Here is a 12,233-nt window from a genome sequence, read left to right as displayed (position 1 = left end):
GGGGACGGTGCGGAAGCGGGTGGCGGCCAGGGCGGGGTGCGGGTCGTCGCAGTGCAGGGTGGGGAGCAGGACCCCGTGGTGGACGGCGAGGGCCGCCTTGACCAGCCCGGCGATGCCCGCGGCCGGCATCAGATGGCCGATCATCGACTTCACCGAGCCGAGTACGGCCCGCCGCTCACCGTCCACCGCCGGACCGAACACCTGGGCCAGCGTGGCCAGTTCGGCGGCGTCCCCGGCGGGGGTGGCGGTGCCGTGGGCCTCCAGCAGCCCCAGCGCGTCCGGCGCCGCCGGGTCCAGCCCGGCCGCCCGCCAGGCAGCCCGCACCGCCCGGCTCTGTCCGCCCGGGTCGGGGCTGGCCAGCGCGGCGGTGCGTCCGTCGCCGGCCACGCCGGTGCCGCGGACCACCGCGTACACCCGGTCGCCGTCGCGCTCGGCGTCGGCGAGCCGCTTGAGCACCACCACCCCCGTGCCCTCGCCGATCAGCAGACCGTCGGCGCCCCGGTGGAACGGCCGGATCCGCTCGCTCGGAGAGAGCGCCCGCAACTGCGCGAACACGCTCCACAGGGTGACGTCGTGGCAGTGGTGCACCCCGCCGGCCAGCACCAGATCGCAGCGCCCGCCGGCCAGTTCGCCGACCGCCTGGTCGACGGCGACCAGCGATGACGCACAGGCGGCGTCCACCGTGTACGCAGGGCCGCGCAGGTCGAGCCGGTTGGCGATCCGGGAGGCGGCCAGGTTGGGCACCAGCCCGATCGCCGACTCCGGCCGGTCCGGGCCGAGCCGCTCGGTGAACGCCTCCCGCACCCGGGCCAGCTGCCCGGCGGTGAGGTCGGGCAGCAGTTCGCCGAGGGTGCGCACCAGCTGGTGCGCGGTACGGACCCGCTGGTCGAGCCGGACCAGGCCTGGCGTCAGGTACCCGCCCCGGCCCAGCACCACCCCGATCCGGTCGCGGTCGGGCAGCCGGTCCGGGCCGCCCGCGTCCGCGATGGCCGCGGCCGCCACCTGTAAGGCGATCAGCTGGTCGGGTTCGGTCCCGGACACCGAACTCGGCATGATGCCGAACCGGGTGGGCTGCACCTCGGCCAGCGCGTCCACGAAGCCGCCGCGCCGGCAGTACAGCCGGTCCGGGGCAGCGGGCCCGGAGGCCGCCGACGGGTCGTAGAACCCCGCGTCCCAACGGCCGTCGGGCACCTCCGTGATCGCGTCGACGCCGCCGAGCAGGTTGCGCCAGTACGTTGCCAGGTCCGGCGCGCCCGGCAGCAGCACCGCCATGCCCACCACCGCGACCGGCACCTGCGGGGCAGCAGCTGACGCGGGGGAGGTGGGGGAGGCCGGGGACGCCTGGGAGCTCGCCACGGCCGTCACCAGCCCGACGCCGTGTAGACCACGGACCGCACCGACTCCTCGCCCCAGGCCAGCTCGCGCAGCAGCGCCAGCGTGCCCGCGCCCGGGTCGATCAGCCGTACGCCCCGGCGCGCGTAGTCCAGCGCCAGCTCCGGCGACACCATGCCGCCGTGCGGGCCGGAGGGCGCCCACGGCCCCCAGTGCACGGTCAGCGCCCGCCGGCCGGTCCCCGCTGCCCAGCGGGCACCGAGCGCCTCCAACGCGTCGTTGGCCGCCGCGTAGTCCGCCTGGCCGCGGTTGCCCAGAGCGGCCGCGATGCTGCCGAACAGCACCGTGAACCGCGGCCCGGCCGCCAGCTCCGCCAGCGCGTCGAGCACCGCCCGGGCGCCGTCCGCCTTGGTGGCGAAGACCCGCCGGAAGGACTCCGGGTCCTTGTCCGCGAACACCCGGTCCTCGATCACGCCCGCCGCGTACACCACCCCGTCCAGGCGGCCGTGCGCCGCGTACACCTCCTTGACCGCCTGCCGCACGGCCGCCGGGTCGGCCGCGTCCACCGCCTGGTAGCGGGCCGCCGAACCCAGCGCGGTCAGCTCCTCCAAGGTCGCCGCCACCTCCCGGCCGGCCAGCAGCCGGGACGCCGCACGGTCCACCTCCGGCAGCGGAACCCCCTGCCGGGCGAGGACCGCCCGCAGCGCCGACCGGTCCCTGGCGCCAGCCGTCACCGGGTCCTCGGGGCCCTCCGGCGGTGCGGTCCGGCCCAGCAGCTCCAACCGGCAGCGTGAGGCCGCCGCGAGCGCCGCCGCGAACCGCGCCGTGATCCCGCGCGCCCCGCCGACCAGCAGCACCACCGAGTCCCGGTCGAGCCCCAGGGCGGCGGCCTCCGCCGCACCGTCACCGGCCGGCCCCGCACCGGTGCTCGCCAGCAGTCCGAGACCGGACTCCACCAGGGACAGGCCCTGACGTCCGGCCGGGCCGTGCAGCACCACCGGTTCGCGGTCCTCCGCGAGCAGCTCGCCGACCAGCGCCTCGGCCAGCCCGGCCGGTGTCACCGAAGGCTCGAACTCCACCAGCCGGGCCGAGGTTCCGGGGTACTCGCGGGCGAGGCTGCGCAGCAGTCCGCGCAGCCCGTCCGTCCGGCCTGTGGCGTCCGGGGAGGCCGCACGGACGGCGAACAGCCACCGCGGCCCGCCGGCCAGCGCGGCCTGCAGCACGCTCACGCAGCCCGGTAGCACCGGCGCGCCGTGCGCGGCCAGCGGATCGAGCAGCAGCACCCCGTCCACCGGCCCGTCGCCCGCGGACAGCAGATGTTCGGCGTCCAGCGACAGCACCTGCGCGCCGTGCCCGGAGAGCAGCGCCGCCACCGCCTCGGCCGCGCCGCGGCCGTCCGAGCCGAGCAGCGCGACGCGCCGGCCGGCCAGTAGCTGCGGCGACCCCGCGGGCGCCGGGAGCGGCACGGGCAGCAACCGCAGACGTACCGGCTCGTGCCCCACCACGGCGGGCGCCGGAGGTGTGTCGGTGGTGGGTGCGGTCGTGGGTGGGGTGGGGGTGGTGGTGTGGGTGGTGAGCCAGTTGGTGATGGCTGCGGCGGTGCGGGCGTTGGTGAGTTGTTCGAGGTGGTGGTCGTCGAGGGTGGTGAGGTCGGTGGTGGTGGTGTTGCTGAGGTGGCGGGCGAGTTGGCCGATGATTTCGGTGCGTTTGATGGAGTCGATGCTGAGGTCGGCTTCGAGGTCGAGGTCGGGTTCGATCATGTCGGCGGGGTAGCCGGTGCGTTCGCTGATCACGTTGATGACGGTGGTGAGGAGGTCGCCGGGGGCGGGTGGCGCGTCGGTGGTGGGCGCCGGCTCGGGCTGCGCCGCCGCGACCGCCGGCACCGGGACGGCGGGCGCCGCAACCGCCGCCGGCGCCGCGACGCCCGCCGCGCCGAAGTACGTCAGCAGCACATCGCGCTGCGCCGCGATCAACTCCCGGCTGCTGCTCAGGAAGTCCGCCACCAGGGCGTCCCCACTCCGGTGCGCGTGGACGTGCGTGTGTGCGTCCTGTGCGGCCACCAGTGCCTCCGGTACGGGTCGGGCCGGTGCGAGCGCACCGGGCAGCAGTTCTCCGGCGGCGGTGCGGACCAGCTGTCCGTCCACCGTCCAGCCGGGCCGCCGCGCGGCCCGCGCCCGGCCGGCGTCCACCGCGCCGCGGCCGTGCAGCAGCCGTGCGGTGCTCACCGGCACACCAGCGACGGCCAGTTCGGCCAGCGCGTCCAGGTACCCGGGCAGGCCGCGGCGCCGCCCCTCCAGCGGCACCGCACGGTGCGTCCGGTCACCGAGCACCGCCGAGACCAGACCGGTCAGCACCGACCCCGGCCCGGCCTCCACGAACACCCGGGCACCCGCCTCGTACATCGCCTCGATCTGGGCCACGAACCGCACCGGGGCGCCGACCTGCGCCGCCAGCCCGGCCCGGACCGCGGCCGGGTCGGCCGGGTACGCGGCGGCCGTCCGGTTGGAGTAGACCGGGAACTCCGGCGCCCGCACCTGCCAGCCCGCGAGCGCGTCGGCGAACCGCTCACCCGCGCCGGCGACCAGCGGACTGTGGAACGCACAGGCGACCCGCAGCCGCTTCACCCCGTACCCGGCCTCGCGCAGCCGCTCCGTCGCGGCCGCGACCTCGGGCGTCGCACCCGAGATGACGGTCTGCCGCGGCGCGTTGTGGTTGGCCGCCACCACCCGGCCGGCCAGTCCGGCGTCGCCCAGCACCTGTTCGACCTGCTCGGCCGCGGCCGCCACCGCGGCCATCGACCCCGGGTCCTCGCCCTCGCCGACCGCGTCCAGGATCGCCAGCGCCCGCCGGGCACTGATCTCCGGCAGATCCCGCGCCGCCAGCGCCCCGGCCGCGCAGAGCGCGACCAGCTCGCCGTAGCTGTGCCCGGCCGCCAGCTGCGGGCGGACCCCGGCCAGCCCGAGCAGCTCGTGCGCGGCCAGTTCCGCGATGCCCAGCACCGGCTGGGCCACCCTGGTGTCGGTCACCGCCGCGCGCTGCGCCTCCCGCGCCTCGGGGGTGAACGCCGTCGGCGGGTACAGCACGTCCGCGTACGCGCGGCCCAGCAGCAGATGCCGCTGCACCGCCGGGAACGCGGTGAACAGCTCCGCGAGCATCCCCGGACGCTGGCTGCCCTGGCCGGGGAAGAGGAACGCCACCTCACCGCCGACCGGGCCGCGTTCGGCCAGGTGCACCCCGGCCGCCGGATCGTGCTCCCCGTCCAGCGCGCGGCGCAGCAGTGCGGCCAGTTCCGTGACGCCGGAGGCAACCACCGCTACCTGGACCGGCCCGTGGCCGGACTCCGCCCGGGTGCAGGCCGCCAGCGCGAGGTCGCGCAGCCGCCACGGCGAGCCCTCCGCCTCCGCCAGCCGCAGCAGTTCGGTCACCCCGCGAAGCGCTCGTTCCCGGTCACCGCCGCGGAAGAGGAACAGCTCGGCCGGCCACTGCTGCGACCCGTGCAGCGGTGAGGGGCCGTCGTAACCGGTCAGCACGGCATGGAAGTTGGTACCGCCGAAGCCGAACGCGCTTACCCCGGCCACCCGTTCGGCGGTCGGCTCGGCCCACGGCCTGGGCTCGTTGTGGAACGCGAATGGGCTGCTCGCCGCCTCCCAGGCCGGATTCGGGCGGGTCAGGTGCAGGGTCGGCGGCTTCACCCCGGTGTGCAGCGCCAGCGAGGCCTTGATCAGGCCCGCCAGTCCCGCCGCGCACTTGGTGTGCCCGATCTGCGACTTCACCGATCCCAGCGCGCAGCTTCCCGGCGCCGCGCCGGCGGCCGTGAACACGGCGGTGAGCGTCGCCAGTTCGGTGCGGTCGCCGACCACCGTGCCGGTGCCGTGCGCCTCCACCAGGCCAACGGCGGCCGGGTCGACCCCGGCGCCTCGGTACGCCCGCTCCAGCGCGGCCCGCTGCCCCTCGGGCCGCGGGGCGGTGAGGCCGAGGGAGCGGCCGTCGCTGGCGCTGCCGACGCCCTGGACCACGGCGTACACCCGGTCGCCGTCCCGTTCGGCGTCGGCCAGCCGCTTCAGCACCAGGCAGCCGACGCCCTCGCCCAGCGCGATGCCGTCCGCCGCCGCGTCGAACGGGCGGGAGCGCCCGGTCGGCGACAGCGCGTGCACCGAGGCGAAGAGCAGGTAGTCGTTGATGCCGTTGTGCAGGTCGGCGCCGCCGCACAGGGCCAGGTCGGCGGTGCCCGCCGTCAGCTCCTTGCAGGCCACGTCGAGCGCGGCCAGCGAGGAGGCGCAGGCCGCGTCCACGGTGAAGTTGGCGCCGCCCAGGTCGAGGCGGTTGGCGATCCGCCCGGAGATCACGTTGGCCAGCATGCCCGGGAACGAGTCCTCGGTGAGCTTCGGCAGCTGCTCGGCGACGGCCGGCGGCACCGCGCCCAGATAGGCGGGGAGCACCGCCCCCAGTACGCCCGCGTTGGACAGGTCGCTGCCCGCCTCCGCCCCGAACACCACGCTGGTGCGCGAGCGGTCGAAGGCCCGGCCGCCCTCCGGGCCGCCCCCGTCGTACCCGGCGTCCGTCAGCGCCCGGCGGGCCGCCTCCAGGGCCAGCAGCTGGACCGGCTCGATGCTGGCCAATGCGGCCGGCGGGATGCCGTAGGACAGGGCGTCGAACGGGACCGGCGGCAGGAAACCGCCCCACTTGGAGGGCGTGGTGCCGGGTCCGCCGTCCGGCGAGTGGTAGAGCGCCGGGTCCCAGCGCTCGGCGGGGACCTCGGTGACGGAGTCCACGCCGGCCAGCACGTTCGCCCAGAACGCGGGCAGGTCGGGGGCGTTCGGGAACATGCCCGCCATGCCGATCACCGCGATCCGCAGCGGCTCCGGCTCGGGCTCGGGTGCCGCGGCGGCGGGGGACAGGCCGAGTTCCTGCGTCAGCTCCTCGGCCCGTGCCGTCAGGAAGTCCGCCGCGCCCGCGCTGACGGCGGTGTGCAGAGCGGCCATGGTCGTGGTGGCCGACCGCACCACGGCGACCTGCCCGGCCATGAACATCCCCTGCTCCAGCTGGCCCGCCTCGTCGACGGCGGTCAGCTCGCCCGCCACCCGGTCGACGCCCTTGCCGGCGATCCGCAACCGGCCCACGTTCAGCCGCTCCAGCCGCTCCCAGACCTCCCGGTCCGGCACCCCGTCGGCGCGCAGCCGCTCGTGCAGCGCCCGGAACTCGGCGGTGAACGGGCTCGGCACGCACCGCGTCGCATGGCCCGGAGCCGTCACCAGCAGCTCCGTGGCCTGCGCCGCCGCCACCTGACGCTGGAACAGCGGCTGTACGGCCCCGTGCGCGACCGCCTCCTCGGTGAACAGGTAGGCGGTGCCCATCAGCACCCCGGCCGCGACGCCACGGGCGGCCAGCGGTCCCGCCAGCACCGCCACCATGGCGGCGGAGCGCTCGTCGTGCACGCCGCCCGCGAACAGCACCTCCACCGGCGGCCTGTCCGGCGCCGCCGCGTCGAGGAACTCCTCCAGCACCGCCGACTGCGCCTCCCAGAGCGGGAAGCTGTGCCGCGGCCCGACATGGCCGCCGCACTCCGCGCCCTCGAAGACGAATCTGCGGGCCCCGTCCTCCAGGAACTGCCGCAGCAGCCCGGGGGAGGGCACGTGCAGGTAGGTGCGGATCCCGGCCTCCTCCAGCACCCGTGCCTGGGCCGGGCGTCCGCCGGCGATCACGGCGTGGGTGGGGCGGGCGGCGAGTACCTCGGCCAGCTGGGCCGCGCGCAGTTCCTCGGGCGCGAAGCCGAGGACGCCGACGCCCCAGGGCCGCGCGCCCACCGCGGTCCGGGTCCGTTCGAGCAGGTCGCGGGAGTGCTCCGGCCCGGCCAGGGCCAGGGCCACGAACGGCAGGCCGCCCGCCTCGGCGACCGCCGCCGCGAACCCGGGCCGGTCGCTGACCCTGGTCATCGGACCCTGGGCCACCGGCAGCCGGGTGCCGAGGGCCCGGCTCAGCGCCGACCGCTCGCCGAGTTCGGTCCGGGCCGCGGCCGCGGTCCGCAGCCCGTCCAGGACGGCCTCCCGTACCGCCCGGACGGCCCGGGGGACGGTGCCCCATCGGTCGGCGAAGACCGGTGCCAGGGCGCCGTCCTGGCCGACCGCCAGCTCGGTGGCGGACGTTTCGGTGGCGGGTGCTTCGGTGGCGGGCGCTTCGGTGGCGGGCGCTTCGATGCCGCGTGGTGCGGTCGCGGGCCGTGCGGGGGCCGGGGCGGCCGGGGTGCCGCGGCGCAGCACCCGTCTCCCGTCGAGGACCACGGTCTCGGAGCCGTCCATGCCGCGGACGGCCGCCGCGGCCTGCTGCGCGGCCGAGGACTCGGCGAGCAGGGCGAGCTGACTGTCCAGCACCACCCCCGCGGCGCCGCCGGCGACCGCGGCCGCCGCGGTGCGCGGCCCGATGCCTCCGCACGCCCACACCGGTACCCCGAGCTCCGGGGCGCCCAGTAACTGCTGGAGCAGCACGAAGGTGCTCAACTCGCCGACCCGGCCGCCGCTCTCGGCCCCGCGGGCGATCAGGCCGTGCGCCCCGGCGCCGACGGCGGCGCGGGCCTGGGCCAGGTCGGTCACCTCGGCCAGCAGGCGGTAGCGGGTGCCGAGCGGTCCGAGGTCCCAGCCGGGCAGGTCCGCGGGCAGGACGAGGGTGTGCGGTGCGGCCGCGCCGGGGGTGTCGAGGTCGGCGGGCGAGAGCCGGCAGCCGGGTTGCACCCGCAGGCCGAAGCGGCCCGGGGCGCGTTCACGGAGTGCGGCGAGCTGCTCGCGGGCGTGCCGGTCGCCGGTGCCGAGGTCCAGTACGCCGAGCGCTCCGGCGCGGCAGAGGGCCTCCGCGAGGCCGGCGTCGGGTTCGAGGAAGGGGGTGATCCCGATGACGAGGTCGGCCGGCGGAAAAGTGGGCCTCATGGGCTCTCCGAGGGTGAGTCACGACGCGGTTGGGGGCATGTGCGACTCCCGGGCCGGGGCGCACGGGGGCTGCTCCTCCGCGGGGTGTTCGGAGGTGCCGTGCGACTTGACCCGGTCCGGTTCAGAACCGAAGCTACCGATCGGTAGCGCACGCCAGGTTAAGTCCTGGTTGCAGGTCCATGTCAATGCCCCGTTGGGGTAGGGTCGTTGACGCTCTGCCGCTCTCCCGGCGGGCGGCGCGGGCGTCCCCCGTGTCGTACGCGTGTGCCATACTCCGTCGGATGCCGCAGACACGGGCGGAACTTCCCCGCCACCTCGAGGTCGAGGCGCCCGACGGTGCCGCCTTCCCGCTGCACGGGCTGGCCCAGGACGATCCGGGTGCGCCGGTGGTGCTGGTCTCCCCGGCCATGGGCACACCGGTCGGGTTCTACCGGCGGTTCGCCGAGCACCTGCACGCCGCCGGCGCCACCGCACTGGTGCTGGACCACCGGGGGAGCGGCGCGCGCGGGCAGGTGCCCCGCACCACCGGCTACCGCCAGCTCACCGACGACCTCGGCGCGGCTGTCGCCGTCATCCGTACGCGCCTGCCGCAGGCCGCCCTCACCGTCTGCGGGCACAGCCTCGGCGGGCAACTCGCCCTCGTCCAGGCCGCCGAGGCGGCCGAACGCGGCACCCCCGCGCCCGACGCCGTCGCCCTGGTCGCGGCCGGATCCGTCTACCACCGCGCGTACGGCCGGCGGGCCCCCGGGCTGTTCGTCGCGAGCCGGCTGATGGCCCTCACCGCCGCCGCGCTCGGCCACTGGCCGGGCCACCGGCTCGGCTTCGGCGGCCGCCAGCCGGCCGGCGTCATCATCGACTGGGCCCACCAGGCCCGGACCGGCCGCTACCGGCTGGCCGGCGCCGACATGGAGGACACCCTGCGCGGCCTGCGGGTGCCGGTGCTCGCGGTGGACGTGGAGGGCGACCGCCTCGCGCCGCCCGGCGCCGTCGACCACCTCTGCGGCAAGGTGCCGAACGCGCCGGTCGACCGCCGCGGCTACACCGCCCGGGACGCGGCCGGCGGCCCCCTCGACCACTTCCGCTGGGCCCGCCACGCCGCCCCGCTCGCCCGCGACCTGGTCGCCTGGACCCGCGGCGCCCACCCGGACACGGCCGGCGGGCCGCGCTAGGCGGTGTCCGACGGTTCGCGTCGGATCGGTGCGCGGCGTCGGGCGCCCGGCCGGGCGGGCCGGCGGAGCGCCCTCGTCCGGCCGTACCCGGGCGATTCGCCGGCGCGTCCAGGTGGGGCTCAGGAGCCGTCCGGTCGGTCACCTGTGATCAGGCCGGGGTCTCCGGTGCTTCGTGAAGCCGGCTCAGCAGGGCCAGCAGTTGCCGCTGCTCGTCCGGGGTGAGGGGTGCCAGCAGCTCGGCGTTGGCGGCCTCGGCCAGGGCTCCGCAGCGGGTGAGGGCGGCCGTGCCCTCCGGGGTGACGGTGACGGCGTTCTTGCGGCGGTCCGAGGGGTGGGGGGCGCGCAGGACGAGGCCCTCCTTCTGGAGGTGGTCGAGGAAGCCGACCATGTCCTTGGGGTCGACGCCCAGCCGACGGCCGAGGTCGGCCTGGGTGGCGGGCCCGTACTCGGCCGTCGCGGCCAGTACCGCGTGGTGCATGAGCTTCAGCCCCTCCGCGGCGATGGCGTCGGCCACCATGGCCCGGCCGCGCGCCGCAACACGGCCGACGAGCCACGTGGGCAGGGACTGGATGCGTCGGAGGTCGGAGGTCATGGACCCAGACTATCCAAAAGTCATTGGACTTCCCAATGAAACTCGCCCTATCGTTGGGGCATCCAATGAGTCCGGATCGGGGAGGTCTGTGCTGCGCATCCGCCATGAGGTCGACGGTGGAGCCGAGTTGCTGTTCGCCGAGGAGGCCGACCGGCCCGAGGCGGCAGCCGGAGAGGTGTTGATCCGGGTCGAGGCGGTCGGGGTGACCCTGCCCACCGTGCGCAAGGTGCGGGAGGGCAGCGGGCCGGTCCCGCTCGGCGGCGAGGTCGCCGGGGTGATCGTCGCCCTGGGTGCGGGAGTCACCGCCTTCGGCGTCGGGGACCGCGTCACCGGGCTGTGCTTCGCCGACGCCTACGCCGAGTTCGCGGTGCTGAACACCGCCATGACGTCCCCGATCCCGGACGGCGCGACCGCCGTGGAGGCGGTCGCGCTGGTCCGCAGCGGGCTGGTCGCGCGCGGTGCCTACGAGGCCGCGCGTGTCGAGCCCGGCGAGTCGGTCCTGGTCACGGCGGCGGCCGGCGCCGTGGGCACGCTCGCCCTTCAGTACGCCAAGGCCGGTGGGGCGGCACGCGTCGTCGCCGCCGTCAGCAGCGCCGACAAGGCCGACTTCGTCCGAGGGCTGGGCGCCGACGAGGTCGTCCGCTACGAGGACGCCGACTGGGGCGCCCCGTACGACGTCATACTCGACGGCGTCGGCGGTGACCTTCTCGGCCCCGCTGTACGGGCCCTGGCGACGGGCGGCCGGCTGGTGGCCTTCAGCTCGGGCGGCGGCACGGTGGAGGCGTACGAACTCCTGGTCCGCGGCGCCTCGGTGATCGGCTTCCAGATGCGGGCCATCGCCGTCGGCAAGCCCGAACTCTACGACCGTTGGCGGCGCGAGCTCTGGCAGATGCGCGACGCGGGCGCCCTGCGCACCGTCGTGCACGAGGAGATCCCCCTCGACGATGCCGCCCGGGCCCACGCCCTGATCGAGCAGCGCCGCAACCTCGGCAAGGTCGTCCTGGTCCCTCGGGCGCCGTCCCGGTGATCACGGGCGACGCCGGATCACCGACGCCGCAGCGGTGCCGCTGCCGAGGAACACGCAGACGCGTGTGATCACCCCGATGCCCCACCGTCGTGGCCGCCCCCGGCACCCCGCGCCCGCCACGGCCCGAGGTGCCGTCCCGACCGTCCCGACCGTGCCGCGGGCCCTGACGGCCGGGTGGGTGGCGGGGGTTCAGGTGCCGGCCGGTGCCGTGGCCCGGCTCGGGGTCCGCCGGTGGGCGGTGGCGCGGTGCGCCCGTTCGACGGCCTGGCCCCAGTACGTCCCCGTGACCATGAGCACCGCGCCCAGCGCGGCGAACACGCCGAACCTCTCCCCGCCCAGGCAGATGCCGACCGCCACGGCCCAGACCGGCTCGGTGCCCAGCAGCAGGCTGGCCCGGCTGGCCGAGGTCCGCTGCACGGCCCACGTCTGGGCCACGAACGCGAACACGCTGCAGAACAGCGCGAGGTACCCGAGCTGCGCCCAGGCCGCGGCGGGCGCCTGGGCCAGTGCCGGCACCCCGCCCGCGGCCGGCAGCGCGAACAGTGCCGTCCCGACCACCGTCTGGACCGCCGTCAGCTGCATCGGCCGCACGGGGTGCCGGGCCGTCAGCCGGCCCACCAGCGCGACATGGGCCGCGCGGACCACCGCGGCGAGGAGCATCAGCAGGTCGCCGGTGCCCGGCCGGTGGAAGCCGTTGCCGGACATCAGCAGCCCGACGGCCAGCAGGCACACCGCCGTCGCGGCGAAGAACCGGGGCGGCAGCGGGCCGGTGCCGGCCGAACGGTCCAGCAGCGGTGTGAGCACGATGGTCAGACTGATGATCAGCCCGGCGTTGGCGGCGCTGGTGTGCGCGACCCCGAACGTCTCCAGCACCAGGACGGCCGCCTGGGTGACACCCAGCACCGCCCCGACCCGGACCTCCGCCCGGGTCCAGGACCCGCGCCGCCGGCCCGGCGTCGCGAGGACGAGGCAGGCGACGGCGGAGAGCAGGTAGCGCGCGAACAGCACCACCAGCACCGGCAGGGCGGCGGTGGCGGTCTTGGCGGCCAGATAACTGGAACCCCAGACCAGGGCGACGAGCAGGAGGACCGCATCCGTGCGGCGGGCTTGGATCACGTCCCTACGGTGCAGCACCGGGATCTTGAAGCCAAGAGCGACCTTCTTCATGGACCATTCAGTTTCCCTACACTGTCGGG

Annotated in this window: 6 protein-coding genes; 2 read left to right on the top strand and 4 right to left on the bottom strand. The window is 76.3% G+C overall.

From position 1 onward, the window contains the following. A partial coding sequence (locus AA75_RS48160) for a polyketide synthase (RefSeq protein WP_149038470.1) occupies nt 1-1,272 on the bottom strand: 1,272 nt, incomplete at its 3' end. A gap of 89 nt (nt 1,273-1,361) precedes the next feature. Beyond that, nucleotides 1,362-8,249, bottom strand: coding sequence for a type I polyketide synthase (locus AA75_RS30590; protein WP_033823554.1), 6,888 nt, complete (start codon nt 8,247-8,249; stop codon nt 1,362-1,364). A 281-nt stretch (nt 8,250-8,530) separates the two neighbouring features. Here AA75_RS30590 and AA75_RS30585 point away from each other — a divergent pair, with 281 nt between their 5' ends. After that, nucleotides 8,531-9,418 carry an alpha/beta fold hydrolase gene (locus tag AA75_RS30585; protein ID WP_051813781.1) on the top strand — a complete coding sequence of 296 codons (888 nt, stop codon included), beginning with the start codon at nt 8,531-8,533 and terminating at the stop codon, nt 9,416-9,418. Nucleotides 9,419-9,566: 148 nt separating this feature from the next. On the opposite strand, the gene AA75_RS30580 is transcribed toward AA75_RS30585, so the two are convergent. After that, on the bottom strand, nt 9,567-10,010 hold the full coding sequence (locus AA75_RS30580; RefSeq protein ID WP_033823553.1) for a MarR family winged helix-turn-helix transcriptional regulator: 444 nt from the start codon (nt 10,008-10,010) through the stop codon (nt 9,567-9,569). An 88-nt stretch (nt 10,011-10,098) separates the two neighbouring features. Between AA75_RS30580 and AA75_RS30575 the strand changes: the two genes are divergently transcribed. Beyond that, a complete protein-coding gene (locus AA75_RS30575) occupies nt 10,099-11,037 on the top strand; it encodes a zinc-binding dehydrogenase (RefSeq protein WP_033823552.1) in 939 nt (312 codons plus the stop codon). A gap of 189 nt (nt 11,038-11,226) precedes the next feature. On the opposite strand, the gene AA75_RS30570 is transcribed toward AA75_RS30575, so the two are convergent. Further along, nucleotides 11,227-12,153, bottom strand: a complete 927-nt coding sequence (locus tag AA75_RS30570; protein ID WP_033823573.1) for a DMT family transporter — start codon at nt 12,151-12,153, stop codon at nt 11,227-11,229. Nucleotides 12,154-12,233: the final 80 nt, after the last annotated feature.

Source organism: Kitasatospora sp. MBT63, from assembly GCF_000710465.2.
Lineage (GTDB): Bacteria > Actinomycetota > Actinomycetes > Streptomycetales > Streptomycetaceae > Kitasatospora.
Note: the sequence above shows the minus strand (reverse complement) of the source record. Positions and strands in the feature narration are given on the sequence as shown.

Excerpts from the sequence above, each read along its gene's own strand:
- AA75_RS30585 (WP_051813781.1), top strand. The coding sequence starts at position 8,531 with ATGCCGCAGACACGGGCGGAACTTCCCCGCCACCTCGAGGTCGAGGCG.
- AA75_RS30590 (WP_033823554.1), bottom strand. The coding sequence starts at position 8,249 with ATGAGGCCCACTTTTCCGCCGGCCGACCTCGTCATCGGGATCACCCCC.
- AA75_RS30580 (WP_033823553.1), bottom strand. The coding sequence starts at position 10,010 with ATGACCTCCGACCTCCGACGCATCCAGTCCCTGCCCACGTGGCTCGTC.